This is a genomic window from Pedobacter sp. UYP1 (genome assembly GCF_040547305.1).
In the GTDB taxonomy this organism is placed as follows: Bacteria; Bacteroidota; Bacteroidia; order Sphingobacteriales; family Sphingobacteriaceae; genus Pedobacter.
The window spans coordinates 30,266-55,649 of sequence record NZ_JBEPPL010000002.1; the positions used below are offsets into that span (position 1 = coordinate 30,266).

Annotated in this window: 26 protein-coding genes, 1 tRNA gene and 2 pseudogenes; 18 read left to right on the plus strand and 11 right to left on the minus strand. The window is 36.5% G+C overall.

The annotated features are described in order from the left end of the window. Positions 1–258 precede the first annotated feature (258 nt). The 6 genes and pseudogenes from ABIB30_RS04025 to ABIB30_RS04050 form a co-directional block, all read left to right on the plus strand. Entirely contained in the window at positions 259–1,638 is a 1,380-nt protein-coding gene (locus ABIB30_RS04025) for a site-specific integrase (RefSeq protein WP_354299472.1), read from the plus strand. After that, positions 1,622–2,281, plus strand: coding sequence for a hypothetical protein (locus ABIB30_RS04030; protein ID WP_354299473.1), 660 nt, complete (start codon positions 1,622–1,624; stop codon positions 2,279–2,281). Before ABIB30_RS04025 ends, ABIB30_RS04030 begins: the two co-directional genes overlap by 17 nt. Before the next feature lie 145 nt (positions 2,282–2,426). Continuing rightward, positions 2,427–3,479, plus strand: coding sequence for a hypothetical protein (locus ABIB30_RS04035; protein ID WP_354299474.1), 1,053 nt, complete (start codon positions 2,427–2,429; stop codon positions 3,477–3,479). Continuing rightward, on the plus strand, positions 3,472–3,792 hold the full coding sequence (locus ABIB30_RS04040) for an STAS-like domain-containing protein (protein ID WP_354299475.1): 321 nt from the start codon (positions 3,472–3,474) through the stop codon (positions 3,790–3,792). Before ABIB30_RS04035 ends, ABIB30_RS04040 begins: the two co-directional genes overlap by 8 nt. Beyond that, the gene (locus ABIB30_RS04045; protein ID WP_354299476.1) at positions 3,789–4,337 is read left to right on the plus strand and encodes a hypothetical protein; all 549 of its coding nucleotides are present in this window, start codon (positions 3,789–3,791) and stop codon (positions 4,335–4,337) included. Before ABIB30_RS04040 ends, ABIB30_RS04045 begins: the two co-directional genes overlap by 4 nt. Positions 4,338–4,436: 99 nt before the next feature. Continuing rightward, positions 4,437–5,509, plus strand: a pseudogene (locus ABIB30_RS04050) (IS3 family transposase); the annotation flags it as partial. Between the two features lie 428 nt (positions 5,510–5,937). Here the strand turns inward: ABIB30_RS04050 and ABIB30_RS04055 are convergent. Both ABIB30_RS04055 and ABIB30_RS04060 read right to left on the minus strand, forming a co-directional pair. Then, a complete protein-coding gene (locus ABIB30_RS04055; protein WP_354299477.1) occupies positions 5,938–6,354 on the minus strand; it encodes a hypothetical protein in 417 nt (138 codons plus the stop codon). Continuing rightward, positions 6,320–7,102, minus strand: coding sequence for a hypothetical protein (locus ABIB30_RS04060; protein ID WP_354299478.1), 783 nt, complete (start codon positions 7,100–7,102; stop codon positions 6,320–6,322). The genes ABIB30_RS04055 and ABIB30_RS04060 overlap by 35 nt, the downstream gene beginning before the upstream one ends. A 239-nt stretch (positions 7,103–7,341) precedes the next feature. Here ABIB30_RS04060 and ABIB30_RS04065 point away from each other — a divergent pair, with 239 nt between their 5' ends. Together ABIB30_RS04065 and ABIB30_RS04070 are read left to right on the plus strand one after the other, a co-directional pair. Then, a complete protein-coding gene (locus ABIB30_RS04065; RefSeq protein WP_354299479.1) occupies positions 7,342–7,623 on the plus strand; it encodes a helix-turn-helix domain-containing protein in 282 nt (93 codons plus the stop codon). 53 nt (positions 7,624–7,676) lie between these two features. Next, positions 7,677–8,531 (plus strand): hypothetical protein, encoded by an 855-nt coding sequence (locus ABIB30_RS04070; protein ID WP_354299480.1) that lies wholly within the window; start codon positions 7,677–7,679, stop codon positions 8,529–8,531. 638 nt (positions 8,532–9,169) lie between these two features. On the opposite strand, the pseudogene ABIB30_RS04075 reads toward ABIB30_RS04070, so the two are convergent. Next, positions 9,170–9,361, minus strand: a pseudogene (locus tag ABIB30_RS04075) (IS66 family transposase); the annotation flags it as partial. Here ABIB30_RS04075 and ABIB30_RS04080 point away from each other — a divergent pair. Then, the gene (locus ABIB30_RS04080; protein ID WP_354300770.1) at positions 9,350–9,499 is read left to right on the plus strand and encodes a transposase domain-containing protein; all 150 of its coding nucleotides are present in this window, start codon (positions 9,350–9,352) and stop codon (positions 9,497–9,499) included. The pseudogene ABIB30_RS04075 and the gene ABIB30_RS04080 sit on opposite strands and share 12 nt — an antisense overlap. A 174-nt stretch (positions 9,500–9,673) precedes the next feature. Then, on the plus strand, positions 9,674–9,994 hold the full coding sequence (locus ABIB30_RS04085; RefSeq protein ID WP_354299481.1) for a hypothetical protein: 321 nt from the start codon (positions 9,674–9,676) through the stop codon (positions 9,992–9,994). Positions 9,995–10,903: 909 nt separating this feature from the next. Here ABIB30_RS04085 and ABIB30_RS04090 read toward each other — a convergent pair. After that, positions 10,904–11,134 carry a helix-turn-helix domain-containing protein gene (locus ABIB30_RS04090; RefSeq protein ID WP_354299482.1) on the minus strand — a complete coding sequence of 77 codons (231 nt, stop codon included), beginning with the start codon at positions 11,132–11,134 and terminating at the stop codon, positions 10,904–10,906. A 13-nt stretch (positions 11,135–11,147) separates the two neighbouring features. On the opposite strand from ABIB30_RS04090, the gene ABIB30_RS04095 reads away from it, so the two are divergent. Beyond that, positions 11,148–11,771 (plus strand): DUF4468 domain-containing protein, encoded by a 624-nt coding sequence (locus tag ABIB30_RS04095; protein WP_354299483.1) that lies wholly within the window; start codon positions 11,148–11,150, stop codon positions 11,769–11,771. A gap of 401 nt (positions 11,772–12,172) precedes the next feature. Here ABIB30_RS04095 and istB read toward each other — a convergent pair whose 3' ends face one another. From istB to ABIB30_RS04120, 5 genes are all read right to left on the minus strand, one after another. Beyond that, positions 12,173–12,970, minus strand: a complete 798-nt coding sequence (istB, locus tag ABIB30_RS04100; RefSeq protein WP_354299484.1) for an IS21-like element helper ATPase IstB — start codon at positions 12,968–12,970, stop codon at positions 12,173–12,175. Beyond that, entirely contained in the window at positions 12,967–14,544 is a 1,578-nt protein-coding gene (gene istA / locus ABIB30_RS04105) for an IS21 family transposase (RefSeq protein WP_354299485.1), read from the minus strand. The genes istB and istA overlap by 4 nt, the downstream gene beginning before the upstream one ends. A gap of 581 nt (positions 14,545–15,125) precedes the next feature. Beyond that, positions 15,126–15,213: transfer RNA gene (locus tag ABIB30_RS04110), tRNA-Ser, on the minus strand. Between the two features lie 67 nt (positions 15,214–15,280). Beyond that, positions 15,281–16,711 (minus strand): pyruvate kinase, encoded by a 1,431-nt coding sequence (gene pyk, locus ABIB30_RS04115; protein ID WP_068404935.1) that lies wholly within the window; start codon positions 16,709–16,711, stop codon positions 15,281–15,283. Positions 16,712–16,850: 139 nt separating this feature from the next. Next, entirely contained in the window at positions 16,851–17,270 is a 420-nt protein-coding gene (locus ABIB30_RS04120) for an IPExxxVDY family protein (RefSeq protein WP_068404929.1), read from the minus strand. A gap of 165 nt (positions 17,271–17,435) precedes the next feature. On the opposite strand from ABIB30_RS04120, the gene ABIB30_RS04125 reads away from it, so the two are divergent. From ABIB30_RS04125 to rnc, 3 genes are read left to right on the plus strand one after another with little or no spacing between them, the layout of a single operon-like run. Further along, on the plus strand, positions 17,436–17,672 hold the full coding sequence (locus tag ABIB30_RS04125; RefSeq protein WP_008508386.1) for an acyl carrier protein: 237 nt from the start codon (positions 17,436–17,438) through the stop codon (positions 17,670–17,672). A 29-nt stretch (positions 17,673–17,701) separates the two neighbouring features. Next, positions 17,702–18,955 carry a beta-ketoacyl-ACP synthase II gene (fabF, locus tag ABIB30_RS04130; protein ID WP_354299486.1) on the plus strand — a complete coding sequence of 418 codons (1,254 nt, stop codon included), beginning with the start codon at positions 17,702–17,704 and terminating at the stop codon, positions 18,953–18,955. Positions 18,956–18,987: 32 nt separating this feature from the next. Next, positions 18,988–19,716, plus strand: coding sequence for a ribonuclease III (rnc, locus tag ABIB30_RS04135; RefSeq protein WP_354299487.1), 729 nt, complete (start codon positions 18,988–18,990; stop codon positions 19,714–19,716). An 11-nt stretch (positions 19,717–19,727) separates the two neighbouring features. On the opposite strand, the gene ABIB30_RS04140 is transcribed toward rnc, so the two are convergent. Next, a complete protein-coding gene (locus ABIB30_RS04140; protein WP_354299488.1) occupies positions 19,728–20,462 on the minus strand; it encodes a hypothetical protein in 735 nt (244 codons plus the stop codon). A 163-nt stretch (positions 20,463–20,625) separates the two neighbouring features. On the opposite strand from ABIB30_RS04140, the gene ABIB30_RS04145 reads away from it, so the two are divergent. The 3 genes from ABIB30_RS04145 (at position 20,626) to nadD (ending at position 22,731) form a co-directional block, all read left to right on the plus strand. Beyond that, positions 20,626–21,489 carry a YicC/YloC family endoribonuclease gene (locus ABIB30_RS04145; protein ID WP_354300774.1) on the plus strand — a complete coding sequence of 288 codons (864 nt, stop codon included), beginning with the start codon at positions 20,626–20,628 and terminating at the stop codon, positions 21,487–21,489. An 80-nt stretch (positions 21,490–21,569) separates the two neighbouring features. Then, on the plus strand, positions 21,570–22,139 hold the full coding sequence (gmk, locus tag ABIB30_RS04150) for a guanylate kinase (protein ID WP_068404923.1): 570 nt from the start codon (positions 21,570–21,572) through the stop codon (positions 22,137–22,139). Positions 22,140–22,155: 16 nt separating this feature from the next. Continuing rightward, complete coding sequence (nadD, locus tag ABIB30_RS04155; RefSeq protein ID WP_354299489.1) at positions 22,156–22,731, plus strand: nicotinate (nicotinamide) nucleotide adenylyltransferase; 576 nt, start codon at positions 22,156–22,158, stop codon at positions 22,729–22,731. An 8-nt stretch (positions 22,732–22,739) separates the two neighbouring features. Here the strand turns inward: nadD and ABIB30_RS04160 are convergent, their stop codons facing one another. After that, positions 22,740–23,447, minus strand: coding sequence for an SAM-dependent methyltransferase (locus ABIB30_RS04160; protein WP_354299490.1), 708 nt, complete (start codon positions 23,445–23,447; stop codon positions 22,740–22,742). 358 nt (positions 23,448–23,805) lie between these two features. On the opposite strand from ABIB30_RS04160, the gene ABIB30_RS04165 reads away from it, so the two are divergent. Further along, the gene (locus ABIB30_RS04165; RefSeq protein WP_354299491.1) at positions 23,806–25,314 is read left to right on the plus strand and encodes a DUF6600 domain-containing protein; all 1,509 of its coding nucleotides are present in this window, start codon (positions 23,806–23,808) and stop codon (positions 25,312–25,314) included. The last annotated feature ends 70 nt before the right edge of the window (positions 25,315–25,384 follow it).

Here is a 25,384-nt window from a genome sequence, read left to right on the forward strand (position 1 = left end):
AAATTAATAAAAAAAACGCCTTAAGCATCAGCTTAAAGCGTTTTTTTTATTTATAATCTTGCGGAGAGAGAGGTACTCGAACTTATAGTTTTCACAGAGACATAAATTAACATAAAACAAACATTTACCACCAAAAAAGCATATTTGTGTATACACAAGTCATTGTGTGTAAATAAAAATATCACAAATTTAGCCCCACAATTAGCCCCACATCATTTAAAATTATACTTTTGCAGTAACGTTTTTAAAAACCTTACAATGGCTCACAATCTAAGATTTGAATTGAGGCGGGAGACTGCAAACAAAAAAGGAGAAAGCCCCATAGCACTTATTATTGTTGTTGATGGCCAACGCCGGAAACTTCCTACTGGGGTGAAGATATTACCACAGCTTTGGGATACTAAAGGACAGAAGGCTGTTTATAAAACCACCCTTATAATCAAAAAAGAGCTCCCAGATGTTGACGTGGCAACCTTACCATTCAAAGACGACATTAATAAAATAAACCAAGCCTTACAGGATGTAAAAAAAGGTGTTGAACGAGAAGCGGAGCGCTTTAAGCTTGACGGAATACCTTATAGCTCAGAAATGCTTATAACGAGCTTTAAAAAAAACGCTGGACCAACAACAACGAAGGCAGATCCAAAAATATATCTTTTAGATTTTATACGCCAATATATAGCAGAAACTGGGGCAATAACCAACAAAGGCAGTCAAACTGTCTATAACGTCTTGGCGGTGCACTTAGACAATTATGAAAAGGGGATTGTCATCAAGGAAGGAGTTGCATTGAAAATTAACTTAAAAAAAATGGAACGTGTCACTTTGTTAAATGCGGACTATTCCTTTATGCAGTCGTTTTGCAATTACCTAATCGGAGACGTGGGGCATCTTAACACAACGGCCGCAAAGCAAATTACCGGGCTTAAAACTTTCTTAAATAAGGCCAGAAAATCGGGAAACAATGTAAATAATACCTTTCAGGATTATAGCGTAAAACGCGATAAACTGGAAGTAATTGCATTAACAAAATCCGAATTTGAAGCAATAAAAGATTTAGACCTAAACAACAATAGAAAGCTAGACCAAGTTAGAGATGTTTTCATTTTTGGTTGTGTTACCGGATTGAGATATTCAGATTTAGCAAATTTGAAACGTGAAAATATTGCTGGAGGATTTTTAAATATTACCGTCGTAAAGACAAAGCAAAAGTTAAATATTCCATTAAGTGGCATTGCTTATGATATACTATCAAAATATCCAACCACTATAAAACCTTTACCCGTAATTAGTAATCAAAAATTTAATTCCTATTTAAAAGATTTGGGTAAACTGGCAGAAATAAATGAGATAATTCCAATTACAAGATTTGCAGGTAATACCGAAAAGACGAGAGTCTACAAGAAGTATGAGCTTGTAAGTGTTCATACGGCCCGGAAAACATTTGTCACCTTGTCACTTGAAAGGGGTATGAAAGCGGAGGAAATCATGCCAATAACAGGGCACGTATCTTATCCTTCTTTCAAAAGGTATGTCAACGTAACTAAAGAGCGCGCAAAAACTGCGCTTTTAGAAGCTTGGGGTGAGCCAAGTCAATTAAAAGTGGTAAAAAATGAAAATAATGGAAAGTTATATTAAGATTATTGACGAAACAATAAACGAATTTAGGAGAGATTATCCTGAATGTGCAGAGTTTTTAGTTGATGACATGGATACATATAGAATAAATACTATCAAAGCAGTCTACCGTTATTGGTCAGACATTAAAGTCATGGGAATAAAAGTGGTCACTTACACATTACAACCTTTTTTGGAAGCCGGTTATGAGATATTTACACAAGGTATTGATTACCTACAAGCCGACGTCCCAGACTTTAAATCTGCTGCGGAGAATATATTGATAGGCATGCTAGAAATAAGGTGGATTACAGCTTTTATTAAAAAAACGGAAGAGAAAATCATAAATCAAGGCGACCACCCTTTAACACTTAAGCAAGTTGCATTATTATACTTCTATAAGAAAGCGCCTATTACGAGATCAAATGCGAAAGAAATAGCTGAAGATCATGGATTCTTTTCTGAAAATTCGGATCAAGCCTTATATCAAAAATATAGCTTTTTTTGTAGCGCAGCAAACAGAAAGGGCCTACCAGATACTAAGAGAAAAATTGAAAATAAGATTAAGTTGGTAGAAAGTGTTCTTATGTTACTACCTCTTGAATTACAAGAACAGGCTGCACGGGAACTAGATATACTCTATAAATCAAATATCCCCCTCTGAATAGCCTGATTGTTTTAAGAATTATGCCCTTATAAAATTCTTGAAATCATCAAACCATGTTAGATTTTCGTTTTGTGAGACTAGGGTAAATACAAATGAGCATTTTTATTGTTATATTACAAAACCTAATTATTCTACTAACTAAATGCCCTCGTTTACAAAAAACATCACAAAGAATAGACTTTTGTCTATTGCTGCTAATGCACTAAAAAAAATAAAGAAGCGTAACTCTTGGGAAAGACAAAGAAATATAGTTCGTAATTCCCAAAAGAAGGGGAAACGAAAAAGAACCAGATATCCTGGGGTAAATCGGTACAATCCAGCAAAAAACATGATTATTCCAGTAAGGTTTAATTTACTTGACGGAAAAGATGAGGTATTGGTGTTTTTCGAAAAATGCAAAGTAAGTTCACTTACTTATAGAAAATTACATTTTGTTTTTGATAATGTTGAAGATATAGGTCATGGAGCTGTAACAATATTACTATCTATATGCGGATATTTAAAAGATCAAGGAGTCTCAGTAAGTGGGAGTTACCCAAATGATGTAGAAGCAAGAACAACGTTTGAAAAATCTGGATTTTTAAGATACTTCAATGCACATTATACTAAAAAGGAGAATATGGATTCTCCAAATGAGATCCTACAAAGAGGTCTTGATAAAACAAATCCTAAAGGAACAGCAAAGAAAATTAGGGGGGCAATGAAAACAGTATGGGGTACCGAACAAAAAAATACTGGTATTCAAGGTTTAGTAATTGAAATTATGGCAAATACAGTGAATCATGCTTACAATAAATATCATAAAGGTTGGTATTTTTCCGTAGATCATGATAATGAGAATAACTCAGTGAAGTTCTGCTTTGTTGATAATGGGCTAGGAATTCTTAATACAATAAAAATCAAATTGAAAGACATATTTGGTACCTTTATAGGTATCACCAATGATGGACAAATTTTGAAAAATGCTTTTGATGGTCGATATGGGTCACGAACTCGGTTGTCATACAGAGGAAGAGGATTGCCGGCAATTAAAAAGAACTTCGATAATAATATAATCAAAAATTTAGTTGTAATTTCGAATAATGTTTACTTGAATTTTGAAGATGGGACTTTTGAAGTAATGCCCATTTCTTTCACTGGAACATTTTATTATTGGGAAATAGATCAGACTTGTAAGAATAATAACAATGTATAAGATTTCAGTAGCAGATCAATTTAGTGAAACACCCGGAGCGAGGTATTATTCCGATGGCCCAAAATCAGGTCAGGAATTCTATGACAAGCTGCTTCTTGTTGAATTCGAAAAAGCTCTCAAAGATAATTCAAAACTTACAGTAGATCTGGATGGTACGGAGGGATATGCTACATCTTTTCTCGACGAAGCATTTAGGAGTCTTTCTGATAAGTTTAGTCCAGACATTACCTGGAATCACCTTAATATAGTTTCTTCTGAAGAACCTGATTGGATAGAAGAGATAAGAACTTATATTTATAAAGAGTCAGAATGATAACTGACTGCTTACGCTATCTTTCTCTAATAGTACTAGGTTGTATTTTGGGAGTGTGGTTTTGCAATTATGAGTATTTTAAATTAGATCCTTCTATAGAATTAGGCGATCTCTTTGGCTTTGCCCTAACATCGTTTATAGGGCTTTTTATCGCTAATAATATTCAAAAATATCTTAACGCAAATCGTAAGGAAAAGGATTATATTATTGATGTCCTAAGAAAATTAATGTCTGATTTTTTAGAGCTGAATAGTTATACGGAACTTAATGAATACCCATTTGATAAAACTAAGCGACTTATTCGTTCACTAAATAGAAAAATAATTCAGACAGAAAGACTCATAAATATTAGCTCACATAATAATATAATTAATTTAAATGATTTACATACCTCATTGAAATCTGTCAGACGTTTAATCCTAGGAGTTAGTCCAGTTGCAGGAAATATAGTATTATCTTCTAGGCAAAAAAATACAGCAGAAACCAAACTGGACTCTATTGAACAAGAGATTTATAGACTGATTTTAAAGATTAATAATTCATGACCCAGAGCACGACGGACAATGCTCCAAGTCTGAGACCAAATGTAATCTTCCCTAAAAACAGCTACAGAAATAAGTGTAGTATTTTATAAATTTAGGGTAATGAAAAAAAGCAATTTTAGTGATCCACAAATCATCAAGATTTTGTCTTCACAGGAATCAGGAAAATCAGTTTCAGATATCTGCAGAGAGCATGGTATCAGCCAAGGGACTTTTTATAAATGGAAAAGCAAATATTCCGGGATGGAGGTTTCCCAGGTCAAACAGTTGAAAGATCTGGAAAAGGAGCTGGTACAGTACAAAAAGATAGTTGCAGAGCTGACTCTTCAAAATGTTGTGTTAAAAGATGTGATTGAAAAAAAGCTTTAGGGCCTGTCGAAAAGCGTGAGCTTGTTGGATATGCCCGAGAGACATTCCAGATGAGCCTTCGGCAGGCCTGCATACTTTTTTGTATCAGCACCTCAGTTTTTTATTATCATGCCAAGCGAAAAGATGATCAGGAGATCATTGATCAGTTATCCGCTCTTGCGGAATCCCATCGTACCTGGGGTTTCTGGATGATGTATCACCGCCTGCGTAAACTTCAGCATATTTGGAACCATAAACGTGTTTACCGCGTTTACACTTTGATGCGGCTGAATCTACGCAACAAAAGAAAGAAACGTCTTCCTGCACGCGTAAAAGAGCCGCTGTTGCGTCCAATCTATCCAAATGTAACCTGGAGTTTGGATTTTATGCATGATACTTTAGCCAGTGGTAAGACAATCAGAACGTTAAATGTAATTGATGATTTTAATCGTGAAGTGCTTTCTATAACTGTCGACACTAGTTTGCCCTCACAGCGGGTTATAAGGGAGTTGGAAACATTGCTCGACTGGAGAGGAAAACCTGATGCAATTCGATCTGACAACGGTCCTGAATTTATAGCTGCAGCCCTGTCAGATTGGTGCGAAATCAATGGTATAAGCTGGATTCATATACAACCTGGCAAGCCCACACAGAACAGTCTGATCGAGCGTTTTAACAGAACTTTCAGACAGGACGTGCTGGATAGTTATATGTTCGATAATCTGGCTGAGTTAAGAAAATATGCACTGGCCTGGGCATGGATGTACAACAATGAAAGACCGCATGCAGCGCTGGGCTATAGAACCCCAGTAGAGTTCTTATTGAAATATGGAAAACTTTCAGCGCTGAAACAGCGCCAGTTTCCCACATTACAACAAGATAATAATAGCAATAGTAATTGGAATTCTTTAGTTTTGAACGTAGCTAGTTAGGGGAAGATTACACAAACATCTACATGTTTTTCTATTCGTTCTGCTTCAAGATAAATTATTCCAGGAAAATATTCTCATGGATACGAATTATTAAATATCAGTCACAGAAAAAGCTCTCCTCCGTTTATGTATTTGGAAACCAGTAGCACGCCACTTGCACCAGGCTAACATTCATATTTTTAAATTGTAAATTAATTCAGGCTCTTTCCTGAACCACTTATAAATAATTGAAAACCAATACATTTATAAGATATTTCTATGCTGGTTTTCTCTTAATAACTCCCACCCTAATCTCGCATCATAAAAATTTCTTTATAAATGTATTAGGATATAGGAATATTTCTATTATGATCCTTAAGGTAATGTATCAAACTTCTCCTCTGACATTCAGTCAAGCTATCTAACTTTTTATTTCCATGATCTCTAAGCATTGGTTCTTTAATATATAGGTTGTTATGTTTTGTTTTGAAAATAAAATCACTTAATTTCAGGCTGTCCGTAGCAGATAATTCCGTATATGTCAATACCTCAGGATAAATTCGTCTTTCTGAATCACGATGACAATTTTCACAGCCCACTTTATTTTCGATATTACTTCCTATAAAAGGTTTCAAATCACAAGTATCAATTTCTTGTTTTTTTGAGACTTGAGAATGGCTTTTCCCAGAATTGTTTGTGCAAGAAATGATAGCACATACAATTAGACTACCTAAATTTAGCCTTATTATATTTGAATCCATTTGTAGGGTCATTTAGAAAAGTTCGTAAATTATTAACTGTATTGAGACTAGGGTTAGTATAATTGCCTTTGTACATGTCTTCTATGTCTCTAATTAAGTAATTGTTCATCTTTGATCTCTCGTCAGAGGAAACATTCGTCATATGTCTCCCATTCATGTTATACATTAGACTATTGGTGTCATTTTTATCAAATAGATCCGGCAACCCTAAAGAATGAAAAAATTCATGAGCGGCGATGTATGGATATTGACACCAATCATTATAAGCTACGGTTGAGGGCCCCTTCTTTCCCCAAGTTAACCCACTTGTTCCATACTTATCAGACTTGAACCCGATTGTATCAACAACGGCAAGGACAAAGTCATTCCCTGATAATTGGCTTAACATAATTATATGCTCCAATTTAACAATATAATTAATGTTGTAATATATAGTATATAGCTCGCTATCCGTCCCAAATTTTTTACTTTTAGGATCAAAGTTATGGAGATATGCACCATATCTCGGAGAAGAGGTTCCAGTTAATTTAGTAGAAATAATATGCTGGGTAGAATTTATCAAACTATGCATCCTACTTGCTCCTTTAGTCGTAAGATCAAGAACCTTTATGGTTATAGTGACGTCACCAGATATTGTAAGAACACGAGAGCCATTATTTTGAATCCGAAGATCATGACATGTAATTCCTCCAGACAGTTTCCTCTGTTGCACAGATATAAGCTTTGTTTTAAATTCTACTAACATCATATTTATGATATATTATTATAGAGTTTTATTATAGAGTTTTATTATAGAGTTTTCTAAAAATTTAATTCCAGAGTATATTTTATAAATAAAAATACACATTATAAATATAGTTCGATACTAAAAGAACTAGAAAAACCATTCGTATACAGCAAAAGAATAATTTTAAAAATTGTAATCGATTATAACCGATTACCATAGTACTCATATTACCACTTTTGACAAAACAAATAACAGAGACTATGGACAATAATATAATTTTATCTTCTATTCGACTAACGGACTTACAAGACATAATAACTGATAGTTTTAATAAGGCACTAAAGATCCATTCTAATCAATTATTAACCCCAAAGCCAGAGATAGTAGATGGTGAAACACTGGAATTAAAATTTGGCATTACGCGTCAGACATTGGGGAGATGGAGAAAGCAGAAACGCATACCATATATACAGCATGGTGGCATTATAAGATATGATTTGAATAAGGTAATTGAGGCATTAGAGTATAAGAAGCACAAATGATCGACGGAATAAAATTCGAGATCTTCAGCTCAGTTGCATTAGAAAGATCACTAATGTCAAAAGAAGGCTTTATACGACCTTTAAACATGCAAACAGGGGAACTACTAGGTATATACAATAGAACTATAATAACGAATGAAAATCTAGCTTCTACAAAAATGGATATAAAATTATATCCGTCTGGCCGAATGTACATAAGTGGGAGTCTGCATAAGTATTTGAAAGGTGAAAACCATAGCGGATTTAACCTTCATGACTTAAAACAGGCAATCAGGCATATTTGCAAGCAGCTTATGGTTAGCCCCAGTGAATGTCGAATAACACAAATGGAATACGGTGTGAATTTAAAAACCTCATTTGAGGTTTCTAAATTTTTAGATCGTTTGATATGCATTAAAAATAATCCATTTAACATAGAATATAGCACCAAAATGAATTATTATTATAGCAAAACAACCGATTATAAGATTAAAATTTACGATAAAGGCCTACAGTATAATTTACCATATCAATTGTTGCGAATTGAGAAGAAAGTAACCGACTCCAGGGCTTTGCGTAAAAAGGGTATAGAAATTTTTACTTTATCAGACTTAGATTATGATCATCTCAAACTATTAGGAAGAGACCTCTTGAAGATGATAGATCAAATAATATTTGACGATAAGTCAATATTAGATTCCCGACTTTCGGGCAACCAAAAGATTGCATTAGAAAAATATAGAAATCCCCGTCATTGGCGAATAAGAGGCAAAGATGCGGCTTTTCATGCACGTAAAGCATTCGAGTTATTAAAAGAAAAATTCGGAAGTGAAATACACCTCAAAGAGGTCAAAAAGCTGACAGAAAAAACCATAAATAACCTATTGAATACAACAACTAATGCGAACACATTATTATTAAAAATATGATATATACTATAAGTCATTAAATATGAAAATAATGCCGCCCACAACAAATGCGAAGTTTATATACATGTTCGCATTTGTTGTTGTTACGATAACCTATGTAATTTAGCAACCGAGCTATACGCCGATCAGTTTAAGCCGAAGTGGATACCGGTATTTTTTACACCTGAAAAAGTTAGTGTATTTTATAGTTGTAGTCCTAACGGTAGAGATTATTATGTCGAAACATTATATACTTTCTGTTTTGCTGAGGATACAATTGGCTTTATCAGATACAGCAATCATCTGCCAGATGATAAGGTAAAATTCTATACGCCATTTATTAGGTCTGATAATGTCGGAGCATCAGCGAACAATTCATTACTGAACACCGAACCACCTAAATTATAAACCATGGAAGACAATAAACACCAATCAGAGAAAAAGTTTATAGAAAAAGAGGATATTCACGTTGATCAGATGATTGGGTACATTAAGTGCAAAACAACCATGGGCCGAATTGATAGTGCCCTGAATAAGTGATATTGAAAATAGGACTTGGAGAACCAGCTATAGAGGCAGGATCTTTGTTCATGCTTCAGGTAAAATCGTTAAACATACGAATTACACTGATAGACAAATGATCGTATCCACCCTACGAACTACATATTATTTAGTATCAGGTTTTGTTTATAGTTCTGTGAATACAACTCCGTAAGTTTTTTGTGATTTATTGACATCATGTTTTCTAACGTAAACTTGAGCCATTGATATGCATTTAACTCATGTTTTTTGCAGATAGCAAAGAAAGAATAGATTATTGCCGCCCTTTATGCGGCCTCATGGCTACCTGCAAGAAAAACGGCGTTAATCCATTCGAATGGCTAAGGGATATTCTTATCAGAATACCGGAACATCATGCAAATAAATTGTATGAACTACTCCAGCAAAACTGGGTCGATAGCACCAAATCACCTGATGCGGGCACTTAGCCGATGGCTTACGAAGAAATGGTGAGCGGTTATCTGATATAATCCACAATCCTTCAAATATACTATTACCAGAATATCCTTTAATCGCCTTTCAGCAATGATAGGCCTTTTTATTTTCACCCAAAATGATATTCAATTTTTCTAAATCACAATTTCTTTTAAAGTTTCCTTACTGTGAAAGTATCACTTAAAATTGAAAATATTTATATTATTAGTGTTATATTTAAATTAAAACATAACGATATGGAAGTTATTTTGGACGAAAGTTGTCTGCCAGCTAATCAGCAGCACATACAATTTCAGATAGTTATTGAGGAATTGAAAGGCATATGGCGTAAAGGGTATTATAACGCTATTGAGCAGGCGATATATGAACAATCTGGTAGCGATGGCTTGTCAAGTATTTACTGCATGTCAGCGGACGTGGTGAGGTGGCTACCTATGGATGAGTTACCATGTGGTCCATGGCTCCACTTATCTAACGACGCATCATAAATGAGAAATTAGGTTCTTCATTTAGGCACATAGCTTTATCTCGAATCATTAACCGAAAAAGGGATCTAAGTTTTACATTAAATCCCTTTTTTTTAATTTCTCCAAATTTCAATTTAGACCAATTTATTTTTTTTATTATTTGATAATTTGGCTCAAGCCTACGAAATCTGGGCATTTTAACCTGATTAGTTTTGTATTTATTGTTAGGCAACTTTTCAGTTATAAATAGATCATACTGATCGTCAAAATTGTTTTGTGTTTTAGTTAATAAATCTAAAAGCTCCTTCAAAGATGAGTATTTAGATTCAGGTTTCTTATTTACTATTTGAATTATACTTTTATTGATTTTATAAGTAAATGTTACCCATATATGTCTTGTGATGATATATTGCCTTTATTGAACAGCAGGGTAGAAAATATGATGCATATGCTAAAAAATATGGTGCCGCTAAGGCTACCTCGGTTTTTAGAGCCAAAGCAGAATACTTCCTCAATAGAACCTATCCGGACAGCAGCTATTAAAGATCTTACCTTCAGGCAAAATACGGCAACAGCAGAATTAGAGCTTACCAAGTAAAAGGCCCTTTTTAAGCAATTTGAAAATTATAAAAAGCAGTTTGGGGAAGAGGCAGCAAATAAACGATATGCTGCGGAGCTTGATACGTTAAAGAAACCATCCATGGTTTTTTATTGGTTTTTGATATTCAATTTAGAGTGAGTGGTTAGAAACTCCTTTGGTGTGAATTCTAAAAATCTATGCACCTATTGAGTTAGAGAACATCATAATTTTTTAGACTTCTATGTTGCGAATATCTATAATTGGAAATTCAATTGTCTCACTAACTATAAAAACGTATTGTCAAAAATAATTTTAGATATACATTAGCAATGGTACATTTCAGGTATAGATCATATTAAAGGATGATCAGGAAGAAATTCTTTTGGACTGCATTCTAGAATAACAGCCAACTTATTAAGATGCTGTAGATTGAAATGGTTGCGATATTTCGGACTTTCAATCATCCCAATAAAACCAATTGAGACATCAAGTTCATTAGCTAGGTGTGCTTGTGACATCTTCTTAGCCAGTCGCAATTCTTTTACTCTATTAATTACATATTGGTCTATATCGGACTTCATTAACCACTATTAGATGAGTGAACAAAGTCGATTTAAAGACAAACTTTATCAATCACTTATAAGTGAGTATTTTTTGTTATTTTGGTCAAAAAAAGATATGAAAAAACTAACTGTTCTTTTAGCATTAACATTATGTACTCTATTTACCTACTGTCAAGAAATAATTAGTTATCCTGATTTTGGCATTCCAGTTAAAAATGGAATGCCATTTTATGAATTAATTGACTCAATTAATGTAAAAGGAAAAAATAAGGATCAGATTTATGATGCCTGCCGGAAAGCATTTGCCGATATCTTCACGAACTCTAAATCTGTGATAGAGCTTGAAAATAAACAGGACGGCGGCATTACAGGTAAAGGAATAACGAGTATTAGTTATAAAATTGGTGCTATGGGCATTTCAGATCAAGCGGACATTAATTTTAGCATTAATTTTCAATCTAAAGATTCTAAGTATAGAATCCAATTATATGATATTAATGGTGGGCCATACAAGAATATGAGTGGTATTTTCAAACTTACTAAGAAGTATAGAACAAGCTTCTTTACCGCGCTTAACTCTAAAATGGAAGCTTTTTTAACTGTCTTTTCTTCAACGATCAATGAGAACATGGAGAAAACATCATCTGACTTTTAAAAGCCTTCTACAGCGACTTAAAACTGCTAATTTACAAAGGCCAAATGGCTGTGGACCGATACTTAGACATAAAAAATATAACCGTCAAAAACCACGTGTTGGATATGACAGGCTCAAAAATGTAATTAAATAATAATGAAAACACAATCAATTTTAATAGCAATTTTAACGTCCTACCTAATAATACCGGGCTGCAAGGAAAAAGATGCCGGAACACCGGAACCAGTAAAGTCATGCTATGAATGCGAACTAAGTAAGTCATATAACCCTGGAAATTGTTTATACCAGTTGAATTATGTACCAGGATTCCGGTTGAAAAGTGTACCAGTTAGCGAGGCTCAAATGTAAGATATTAAGTTCAATACTGGCCGCACATCGCCGCTCAGTTTATTAGTTTTCTTTTAGATATTGGCCGAGATCTTAACTTCTTTGTTAAAATTTTCAGATCCCATCATGCTCTTGGTTTCTTTCATTCGATAGGATTTTCCATTCATATTCACCAGGAAAGATTTATGGGTAAGCCTATCTAGTAGTGCCGCTGTTAATACTGTGTCCATGCCGAAGATCTCATGCCATTTCTCGAATGATTTATTGGAAGTTATGATCGTGGATTTGATGCCTGTTCTTAAAGAAATGTGGTTGAAGAGCATTTCAGCGCCTGGTTTATCAAAGGAGATATAGCCCAGTTCATCACAGATCACCAGATCATATTTTTCAAACTTTAACTCCAGTGCCCGTAGGGTTCTGGAAGAATGGCATTCTCTGATTTGCGTCAGCATTTTAGGAATAGAGGTAAATAGCACGCTTTTTCCCTGCTGACAAGCTTTGATTCCTAGTCCAATAGCGATATGTGTTTTGCCAGTTCCGGGACTACCACCCAGAATAACATTCTGCCCGGAATCAATAAAGTCCAGGGTTTCCAGAAGCGATAGCTGCGTCATGGCATCGGCAGGAAGTTCTGTTCTGACCAGATCCATAAGGTATTTCAATTGTGGAAAGCCTGCGTTTCGCAGCTGGGCTTTGCGTCGGTTTACCAGCCGGATTTGCTGCTCAGCAAGCAGTAGATTTAGAAGTACCTCTTCAAAAGAAGTTTCCTCTTTGATGGCGGTGGTAATGACCTGGTCAAGGTCTTTACGAAATGCAGAAAGGCGTAGTTCGATGCTGATCTGCTGGATGTGTTCTAAAGTTTGTTTGTTCATCTTGTTATATTTAAGCCAGTAGTGGCGTAATTATTCATCATCTCTGCCAGTTCCAGCAGGTTTTCCATAGATCGAAGAGCAATCGCATCATGCTCTGCTATTTCTGGCTCCTGCACCACCTGATTACCCAGCAATGCGATGATATGCTCATTATTTACATTGGATGGGAACTGCCTGGCAAGCAGGGCAATGCAGTCACCTAGTTCCTTACTGCTAATATTGTGTTGCTGGCGGTATTGCAACAACTCAATAAAGGCACGCGGATTCTGACGGTAATGGTCCTGATAAATTGATTGCACCCAGGTGGGCGCTTGTTTCAAAGCAACAGAACCGGCGGCAGCGCCAGGTTTTTGACGCAAAGTATTTAAGTAGTGTTCAATATCGATTTGCCAGCCATGTTTGCTATATATTCTTTCATGGCAGCACACCACATGGTCACTGTCATATATCTTTATCCACTGTGAATAAACCTTTGCGAAGAGCATTTTTCCTGTTAGATGATCAGGTACAGAATAGTGATTTGTGGCAAAGCAGATGGTGGAATATTTATCCACTTTAAGATTTTCACCACTAAAGCTTTCCATGCAGCCCGGATAAGAATATAATCCGATACGTTCGAGTTCAAGGCCTGCATAGGGACTTTGCTGCTGCCCGGTCAATGTCCTTTCATTCAATTCGCTAAGGCGTGACTGTAAATAAACCTGTGCCTGCTGTAGATTCTCAAAATGATCTTTGAAAGCAAAGGTCTTGCGACGTATATATTCCACACTGCGTTCTACATGTCCCTTTTCATTCCCTTTAGCCGCATTACAAAAACGCCATTGATATTGATACCAACGGCTCAATTCTAACAAGCCTGCAGTAGGAATCTTCTCGGTACGGCCTACAAAGCGGGATATAGCCACCCGCATGTTATCATAAACCATCTGATGATAAACCCCACCTACATGCTCGAAAAAGCAGATATGAGCTTCTTTAAAAGCCAGGCTGTCCTGATGCTGGAAAAGTAAGGCAAAGCGATAATTGCTGTTAGCGCTGGTAAACACGGACAGGTAATACCTGCATAATTTGTCATTGATATACAGCTTAACTTCGCCCCAATCAAACTCACAACAGGATCCCGGACCATATTGCTGACGTATAAATGCCTCTTTGGCAATCCGGGTAGTCTTAGAAATATGATCACAAAGCGTGCTGTAACTCAACTGGTGCCCCAATTTATGCAGCTTTTCCAGAATATCGATATTCTTAAGCTGTTGTTTGGAACGGCCATCCAGACGTTTGAATCTGTTTTCTTCCAGACATTTATTGATGACCTCCAGCACCTCTTCATTCAATCTACGTTTTGAACGATTGGTACTGTTGTAAAATGAACCCGTCCTAAGATATTGGTTCAACAAAGAAGAGGGTTTATCCTGATCACTTAATGGAGAACTCTTGAACTGCTCATATTCTGCCAGCCGGTGATGTACCGTTAAACGATGAATGTTGAGCTGTTTTGCTATTTTTCGCTGGCTCAACCCTTCGCGATAATAGAGTAATATAATCTTATGATTTGTCTCCACTTCTAACATGAATTATGGCCCCTTTAGTGCATTCTAAAGGGACGATTTAATCCTTGCTAACTGGTACACTTTTCAACTGGATATTGGTACACTTTTCAATCGGTATATACAGGAAATGGCATGGCATGGGTAACAAAAAAGACATCTAATAAATATTGTAACCTAACCAATGTAGATATTACTAAGATTCAAAAGGATGGTACGGGCACTAGCGAAGAGTTGGAATTTGGGAAAGTAGTACTATACAACCTTACAACAAAGTGTAAAATCAACTAAATACCTATTAAAAAAACAAAAATAGTGGTAAATACTTCCTTTTAAACAAAAAGAGACGTATTTCCTAGAAGTGATTTACCCGAAATTCAAAGAAATTGTAAAGATTATTTAAACTTTATTGAAAAACAGCAAACTCATAGACAGTAAAACGTCATCTCTTCTATAAAACTATTTACTCAATGCTTATCCAAAACTTTGGATTTTATATATTATGCATTTAAAATGCACCAGCATAACTAGCCCCACATTTAGCCCCATAACGAAAACAAAAAAGTGCAATCAATTGTATAACAAATGATTGCACTTAATAGCCGCGGAGAGAGAGGGATTCGAACCCTCGATACCCTTTTGAGGTATACACACTTTCCAGGCGTGCTCCTTCAACCACTCGGACACCTCTCCAATTCGGGGAGTGCAAAAGTAGTATTTTTTTTGATTGTTAAACCTGAGCTTGCCTGATTTTTATAAATTAATCGATAACAGTAACTTTTACCATGTTCGTCTTGCCTTTACTTTCCATAGGAATTGCAGCAGTATTGATTAAAGTATCTCCTTTTTTGATCAGTTTCATTTTAACTAACAGACTATTTACATCTAAAATAGTCTCATCAGTACTCTCAAACTTATCATAAAAGAAAGCTTGAACACCCCATACCAAACTTAAAGTATTTAATAATTGTCTGTTATTGGTGAAAATATAAGTCAATGCTTTTGGTCTGTGCGCAGATATTTCGAAAGCAGTATAACCACTCACGGTCATAGAAACGATACCCACAGCATTTGTACGGCTTGCTAAAATACAAGCAGAATCACAAATTGCATCACTTAAGAAAGTTTCTGAATCAGCTTTTAAAGCTTTTTCAACGTGGAATGGATAGTTGTTTGTTTCGATGTTCTGAATGATTTTCTGCATCGTTTCGATAACGATCAAAGGAAATTCTCCTACCGAAGTTTCTCCGCTCAACATCACAGCATCTGCACCATCCAATACTGAGTTTGCAACGTCATTCACCTCAGCACGTGTTGGCCTTGGTGTAGTAATCATACTTTCCAGCATCTGGGTAGCGATAATTACTGGTTTAGAGGCAGCAATACATTTTTGAACAATCATTTTCTGCAACAAAGGAACTTCTTCCATTGGCATTTCAACACCAAGGTCACCGCGGGCAACCATGATACCGTCAGAAACTGCAATAATTTCATCAATGTTATCAATCGCTTCAGGTTTTTCAATTTTAGCAATTACCCTTGCGCCTTTGCCTCTTTGTTTGATGATATCTTTTAATTCTATGATGTCTGCAGCGTTACGAACAAACGAAAGACCGATCCAGTCTACGTCATTTTCTAATACAAACTCCAGGTTTTTACGATCTTCTACAGTTAAAGAAGGGATAGAAACTTTAGTGTTTGGTAAGTTTACGCCCTTTCTGGAAGTTAAAATACCACCATGAACAACTTCACAAACAACCTCATCTTCATAGTTCGTTTCAATCACACGCATTTGCAGTTTTCCATCATCTAAAAGAATGATTTCACCTGGTTTTACATCTTTAGGGAAGCTTGTATAAGTAATATAAATACGTTCTTCGTTACCGATGCATTCTTTCGTTGTGATGATTGTACGACTTCCATTAACTAAGTGTATACCACCATCTTTAACGATTCCAATTCTAATTTTAGGGCCTTGTAAATCAGCTAAAATACCAACATTATAGTTGTGTTTTTTATTGATTGCACGGATCGTATCCAGGACTTCCTGGTGATCAGCTTGTGAACCATGTGAAAAGTTAAGTCTGCAAACGTCTAGTCCTGCATTAAACATGCTTAATAAAACGTCTGGTTTTGCTGAGGCCGGACCTAGCGTGGCTACAATTTTTGTTCTGGAATGAAAGGGTTTCATTTGAGTTATTTTATTTGTTACGACTAACAAAAGAAGGTTTTAGCTATTAAAAACCACTGTTAGCCTGGTTGATTCTGTTATTTAACTAAATAATGTTAGATTCAAATATAGTGTATTTAATACACCTTACATATAAAATTTATATTACCAAATTCTCATTTGACTTCAATTTGAGTGGATCAATTTGCGCAGCAACCTGAATATCAGGCAGTTTATTAAGACCTGAAATGATATAATCCAGATCTTCTTTATCAATATATCCTTGAATAATCATAAAATAATCCACTTTATTCATCTCTGGAATCAAGAAGCCCTCACTACTGCGGTTACTGAGGATAAAAAAATCATTATCACCCTGTTCCACGTAAAAATTATACTTCGAAAATGCTAAAGGAGGCTCATCTACGTTAAAAAATACCTCATGATCTTCAACTTTTTCAAAATTTAAATTGAGTCTTGTATTGATCTTATGACACAGTACATAATCCTTTAAGGACGCTGTGATTGCGATTAAGACAAAATCCAGGTCCAGCGAAAGTTTTAAATAGGTTTTGTTCAAAGCAGCTTAGTAAGATATATTTTAGGATACGAAATTATAAAACTAATTTTGCTTTATCATTTGAAATAAAAACATTAAAATTGACAGAGAAATAAAAACATTTGAAATGTGTCAGAATTTATTTTTCTTTGCACTGAATTATTTAACCCATTAAATTATAACATTATGTCTGATATTGCTTCAAGAGTTAAGGCTATTATCGTTGAAAAATTAGGTGTGGATGAGAGCGAGGTTACCCCAGAAGCTTCTTTCACTAATGACCTAGGTGCGGATTCTTTGGATACTGTAGAACTTATCATGGAATTCGAAAAAGAATTCAATGTAGCGATTCCTGATGATCAAGCTGAGACTATCGGTACAGTTGGTCAAGCAATTGCTTATCTAGAGAAAAACGTAAAGTAGAACATACGGCCTCCGTATAATCCGTATAAATGGAATTAAAAAGAGTAGTAGTTACAGGTTTAGGTGCACTCACTCCAATTGGCAATACTATCCCAGAATTCTGGGATAATTTGTTAAAAGGGGTGAGTGGCGCTGCGCCGATTACAAGTTTTGATACAGAAAAATTCAAAACAAAATTTGCCTGCGAGCTGAAAAACTTCAATCCTGAAGACTTTTTAGAAAAAAAAGAAGCTCGTAAATTAGATCCTTTTGTGCAATACGCGATAGCATCAACAGACGAGGCGGTAAAAGATGGGGGATTCGATTTCTCTCAAATGGACACCAATCGTGTTGGCGTTATCTGGGGTACTGGTATCGGTGGTATCAAGACGTTTCTGGAAGAAATGAGAAACTATTTTGCGGGCGATGGAACTCCCCGTATTAATCCGTTCTTCATTCCAAAGATGATTATTGATATCGTTCCTGGCCACATCTCCATAAAATATGGCTTACGGGGTCCTAACTTTGCTACCGTATCTGCCTGTGCTTCTTCAACTAATGCGATGATCGATGCTTTCAATTACATACGCCTGAATATGGCTGATGTAATTATCAGCGGTGGATCTGAAGCAATTATTAATGAAGCTGGTATTGGCGGTTTCAATGCAATGCATGCGCTTTCAACAAGAAATGACGACCCGTCAACTGCTTCCAGACCGTTTGATAAAGACAGGGATGGATTTGTAGCAGGAGAAGGTGCCGGAACTATTATCCTGGAAGAATTAGAACATGCAAAAGCACGTGGCGCTAAAATCTATGCTGAATTAGTTGGTGGTGGAATGAGTGCAGATGCAAATCACATTACAGCCCCACATCCTCAGGGATTAGGCGCTAAAATGGTGATGACCAATGCACTAAGAGATGCAGGGTTGACTACTGGAGACATTGATTATATCAATGTTCACGGAACATCGACCTCGCTGGGAGATATCAGTGAGACAAGCGCGATTGTTAATTTATTTGGTGAAGATGCGTACAAACTGAATATCAGTTCAACGAAATCAATGACCGGTCACCTTTTAGGTGCGGCTGGTGCGGTTGAGGCCATTGCTGCTATTCTTGCTGTACAAAACGACATCGTACCTCCAACAATTAATCACTTCACCGACGATCCTGATTTTGATCCTAAGTTGAACTTTACCTTTCACAAGCCACAAAAACGATTAGTACGCGCTGCATTAAGCAACACTTTTGGTTTCGGTGGTCATAATGCGTCAGTAATTTTCAAAAAATACAAAGAGTAAAACGTCACGAAATATCGATTTTAATAAATTTAATGCCCCTATTTGACCTATATAAACTCTACCTATCGCCTGATAAAGAGTTTATAAAAAAGCTGAAAAATATGTTAGGCTTTGTGCCTGGAAATACCGTTTTGTATAAAATGGCATTCAGGCACAGGTCTGTGGCTAAAGTATTGAAAAATGGAAGTCGGAGCAGTAACGAACGCCTGGAATTTCTGGGTGATGCCATCCTGGGTGCTGTTATTGCAGAATTACTCTTCAAAAGTTACCCTTATAAAGAAGAGGGTTTCCTTACAGAAATGCGTTCTAAGATCGTAAACAGAGTAAATTTAAATCAGCTTGCCCGTAAAATGGGCTTTGATCAGCTTATTATATTCGATCAGAAAATGGTGAATATGCAGACTAAACACCACTCTATGCTGGGTGATGCTTTCGAAGCTTTAATTGGCGCTGTTTATCTGGATAAGGGTTATAATTTCACCAAAGAATTATTGCTTAAACGTATTGTCAAGCCCTATATCGACGTTCATACGCTTGAACTTACAGAAACTAACTTCAAAAGTAAACTGATAGAATGGTGCCAGCGTCATGCTAAAGATATCACATTTGAAATGATGGAGAACAGTGAAGGCGACAGTGCTAAACTTTTCACTATACAAGCGATGATTGACGGTGAAAGTTTCGGAATTGGAAGAGATTACAATAAGAAAAATGCGGAGAAACAAGCTGCTGAAAAGGCTTGTGAAGCATTATCTCTCTAACAATAAGCTAATTATTTCTTTTTCGCGGTATCTGTATACTTCTTGTAAGTATCCCTGATATACTTTACTGCATCATATTCTGTCCAGTTTTTTGCCTTCTGGTAGTCAGGACGATAGTTAAGCATGAAATCTTCCAGTTCTTTACCACTGAGTTCAGTATTCTTTTTAATCAGGGATTCATTGAAATAACCGTCAATCTGAGTCTGCTGCATTTCCCTGTTATAATAATTCCCAAATCGCTTCGCATTTTTAGGTGTACGGCCAAATAACTCATATAAGGCAGTTATCGGTGCGAAAATATAAGAAAGTAAGGGTGGTTTTCCAGCATAAAAAGAGCCTTTATCTCTATAGTCCTGTTTCAGCTCATCCAACTCTGCCTTTTTAGATTTACCCCTGATATTTACTTCATGTAAGCTTGTACCTGCTCCATTATCCAGGTAAACAATCATATCCTTGTTCGATAAAACGATCATTTCTTTATCTGAAAAGTCCTGTTTATAAATTACCAGTGTATCCCCCAGGTTAGCTTTCACCTGGAAAAGCCCCAGATCATTGCTGCTAACTGTGAATTTTGTCCGCAAGTTAGTAACCTGCGCCATCGCAACTCTTGTGGTTGTTCCTTTTGTCATCACCACGCCATTTAACTGAAAATCCTGTTGCGCGAAAACAACAGATGCAGAAGCGGATATAAACGTGAAAACCATTAAAATTTTCTGGATTGTACGGATCATTGATCTATAGTGCATGGAGTAAATTTAGCTATTGTTTGTCAATCTGCCATGGCATAAATTGCCATATGACTTTATAAATGCTATTTAGCAGGTTAAAATTTTCATATCTTGAGGTGTGCCTGTTTAAAATAGGCTCTCATTTTAACAATAAATTATATCTTTGCACATGATAAAATCAATGACAGGTTATGGCCTGGCCTCTACAGATCAGGAAAATACAAAGTTTTCCGTAGAGATAAAATCCCTGAACAGTAAGTTTTTAGAGCTTAATCTAAAACTCCCAAGGGCATATGCAGATAAAGAACTTTTACTGCGTAATGTCTGCAGCAAGGATATTGAACGCGGAAAAGTAAATGTTTCTATCAATATTGAGCGCAGTGAAGAAAACCTTAAAGGTGCAACAATCAATGCCGCTTTACTGAGCAAATATTACAAACAATTAGAAGCAATTAACATTGATTTAGGTGCAAATTCAAGTAATCTTCTTCAGGCGGTATTAAATTTTCCGGACGTAATCAGCTATACTGAAGAAGTAGTGAATGAAGGGGAATGGGATATTTTACAGAAAACATTTAATACGGCTTTAGCCAGTTTCAATCAGTTCAGAGAAACTGAAGGTGCTGCATTAAAACAGGATTTGGAGCTTAGAATTAAAAATATACTTGGCTTTTTCTCTCAGATTGAAGTTTTAGCTCCCCTGAGAATTCCTCATATCAGAGCGAAATTGAATCAATTATTAGAAGAGGTATCAGGAAAGGTTAACGTTGATCAAAACCGTTTAGAGCAGGAATTAATCTATTACATAGATAAACTTGACATTACGGAAGAAAAAATTCGTCTTAAAAGCCACTGTGATTACTTTACTGAAACGCTGAAAAGTAAAGATGCCAATGGTAAAAAACTTGGTTTTATCTCTCAGGAAATAGGTAGAGAGATTAATACTATGGGTGCAAAAGCAAATGATGCACAGATTCAGCAATTAGTTGTTGGTATGAAAGAAGAATTAGAAAAAATTAAAGAACAATTGTTAAACGTAATTTAATACGTCGGCAAATATACTCAGCAAAACAGCCAGCCCGTTACGCAGCTATTTTTGTTGGACACAGGATAGATTACACACCAATGATACAAGGCAAACTTATTATATTTTCCGCTCCTTCTGGCGCAGGAAAAACAACAATCGTTAAACACTTACTGGAAAAGTTTCCATCACTAAGCTTTTCTATATCAGCAACAACCAGAGAATTACGTGGTGATGAAAAACATGAGAATGATTATTATTTCATCTCTAAGGAATCGTTCTTACACAAAGTTGCACACCAGGAGTTCGTAGAATTTGAAGAAGTTTATAATGGAACTTTCTATGGTACTTTGCGTTCAGAAATCGAAAGAATCTGGAATGAAGGAAAACATGTAATCTTTGATATTGATGTAGAAGGTGGTTTGCGTTTAAAACGTAAATACGAAGATGATGCATTGGCTATATTTGTTCAGCCGCCATCACTTGAAGTCTTAAAAGAGCGTTTAAGCGGTCGTGGTACTGATAGTGAGTCAAAACTTCAGGAACGCTTTATCAAAGCTGAGAAAGAGCTGCAATATGCGGATAAGTTTGATGTGATCCTTAAAAACTTCGACCTCGATATTGCTTGTGCAGAAGCAGAAAAATTAGTCACTGATTTCCTCAATAAATAAGAAGCTAACCAAAAGAATGGCGAAAACAGGTTTATTTTTTGGTTCTTTCAACCCTATTCACACAGGACATCTGATTATAGCCAGTTATATGGCAAATTTCACTGATCTGGATGAGGTGTGGCTGGTCGTTTCTCCACAGAATCCACTAAAAAATAAAAAGGGGCTTGGTAATATGTATGACAGACTTGAGATGGCCCGGTTAGCAATTGAACCGGCAGAACACCTTAAGGTAAGTGATATTGAATTTAACCTGCCCCAGCCTTCTTATACCATTGATACTCTCGCCTATCTTCAGGAAAAACACCCTGCAAAAGAATTCGTGCTGATTATGGGGGCCGATAACCTGGCTTCTTTAAAAAAATGGAAAAACTACGAAGTTCTGCTGAAGAACTATCCTATCTATGTTTATCCCAGACCGGGATCGGATGTGACTGAATGGATTAACCATCCTTCGATTACATTGACAGAAACACCTCAGATGGAGATTTCATCGACCTTTATCAGACAAGCTTTAAAAGACAATAAAAATATTAAGTTTCTTGTTCCTGAAAATGTAATCGCATTTATGGACAGCAAAAATATGTATCGCTAAGCAGTTGCTTAACGATAGATTAAGAATATAGTCGGTTTTTTATGAAGATCTATCTTCTCCTGGCGCCATTGACCAACACTCTGGGTTCTGATATACTCATCTTCGCCTGTGATATTACTTGCGACACATAGCAAAGTATTTGCTGCTGTATTTTTTATAATATCCTCATATAGGTGATTGTTCCTGAAAGGAGTTTCAATGAACAACTGAGTTTGTTTATTTTTTTCAGCCAATTGTTCCAGCTCTTTAATCTTCTTTACTCTTTCTACTTTATCAATAGGTAAATACCCATGGAAAGTGAAACTTTGTCCGTTAAATCCAGAAGACATCAGCGCTAGCAGTAATGAATTAGGGCCTACAAGAGGTACCACCTTAATTCCACGTTTATGTGCTTCAGATACGATTTCAGCACCCGGATCAGCTACTCCAGGACAGCCTGCTTCACTCATCAGACCAACATCTTTCCCTGTCATTAATTCTTTAAAGTAAGGCACCATAGAGTCATTCCTCTTATGTTTACCATAATCATGAATGGTTAAATCGCTCTGTGGAATTTTTAAGCCTGCCTCTTTTAAAGATTTCCTTGCAGTTTTTTCATTCTCAACGATATAAGTATCAATTGCGTTGATCGTATCGATCAGATATGGAGTGAATGACTTTGCAGAGGCATTTTCTGCCAATGGTACAGGAATCAGGAATAATACACCTTTCTTCATTTGAATATTTGTTGTTTTTTGGTATAATTTATGTAGTACTGTAATGAATTCCGTCCAGACCAGTTTAGTGGCCTTAAGAGCTCTGATAAACAGTATTAATTTATTTAAATTTTAGCATTAACTCCTGCAGATTGCATTAGTTTGGAGTTACAAAGGAAAAGAATAAATATTTGGAAAGAGAAAATAAGAATCTAAATCTTAAGTTTAGCTTTTTAAAGCGCATAAATCCCGTGTCTTTCGTATGTAATTTTTCAATGCGAATCTCTCCGATCCTTAAGTTAACACATAAAACGTTAAACCATTGTATATTTTTTTACTCATAGATATAAGTTAGGTTATATTATAAATACATACACAAATGAAAAACATGATCAAATTTCCAGCTGCATTACTGGGGCTTATGCTCTTGTTCGGCTTTACAGCACAGAAGTCAATGGCTCAGGGGGGCTATGATGACATCTCACTACAGTCTTTTTATGATGAATTATCCCCTTATGGAACCTGGATACAGGATCCTCAATACGGCAATGTATGGCGTCCTGATGTAGATCAGGATGATTTCAGGCCTTACTACAGCGATGGCCGCTGGGCGATGACTGAATACGGAAATACCTGGGTATCTGACTATGACTGGGGATGGGCTCCGTTTCATTATGGCCGTTGGGTAAATAACAGGTTCAATCAATGGGTTTGGATTCCGGATACAGTTTGGGGTCCTGCATGGGTGAGCTGGAGAAGCGGTGCTGGTTATTATGGATGGGCTCCTTTAGGTCCTGGTATCAGTATTAATATCAATATTGGTGGCGGTGGGTATAATACGCCTAATAACTGGTGGAATTTTATTCCTCAAAGCAGCATTTACAGCAACAACTATCCACGTTATTCCAGCAGAAACATAACTATTATTAACCGCACTACAATTATTAACAACACTTATGGTCGTGGTGGCAGGGATACTTATTATACAGGCCCGAGAGCTGAAGACATCAGGAGAGTGACCAACAGAGATGTAAGGGTTTATAATATTTCCCGTTCAGAAAGACCTGGAAGAACAAGTATTTCAAATAATAATATCAATATATACAATCCAAGATCAGGTGTTAACGGATCTTCAAGGGCTGGTGACAATGGTGGTTCAAGAGCAGGAAATGTTGACCGTTCAGGCAGAAGTGATGTGAACAGTTCAAGGGCAGGAAGTGTTGATCGTTCAGGAAGAGGAGATATTAATACGTCAAGATCAGGAAATACCAATACCACAAGGCCGGATGTAAGTAATTCCAGGTCTGGAAGTATTGACCGTGCAGGAAGAGGAGACATTAATACGTCGAGATCAGGAAATACGGCTCCTTCCAGACAAGATGCAGGTATTCCAGTGAATGGCAATACTGATCGTTCTGGCAGAGCTGATATAAACGGGTCAAGAGCCGGAAATAATAATATATCCAGGTCAGCAAATCCGGATCAGCAACGTCAACAGCAGGATCTTCAGCGTCAGCAACAGGCTCAGCAGCAACAACGTGACGGACAAGCGCGTCAGCAGCAAGCTCAGCAACAACAACGTCAACAGCAGGATCAGCAACGTCAGCAACAGGCTCAGCAGCAACAACGTGACGGACAAGCGCGTCAGCAGCAAGCTCAGCAACAACAGCGCCAGCAACAGGATCAGCAACGTCAGCAACAAGCTCAGCAGCAACAGCGCCAGCAGCAGGATCAGCAGCGTCAGCAACAAGCTCAACAGCAACAACAACAGCGCCAGCAGCAGGATCAGCAGCGTCAGCAACAGCAGCAGCAACAACGTTCTCAGGATTCGAGAAGTGGTGGTGATGCTCCTCAACGCAGTGAAACTTCAAGATCAGGAAGAAATTAATTCCCATAAAAACTATAAAATAAGAACCGGCTATAATGGCCGGTTTTTATTTTATATATTATAATTATCT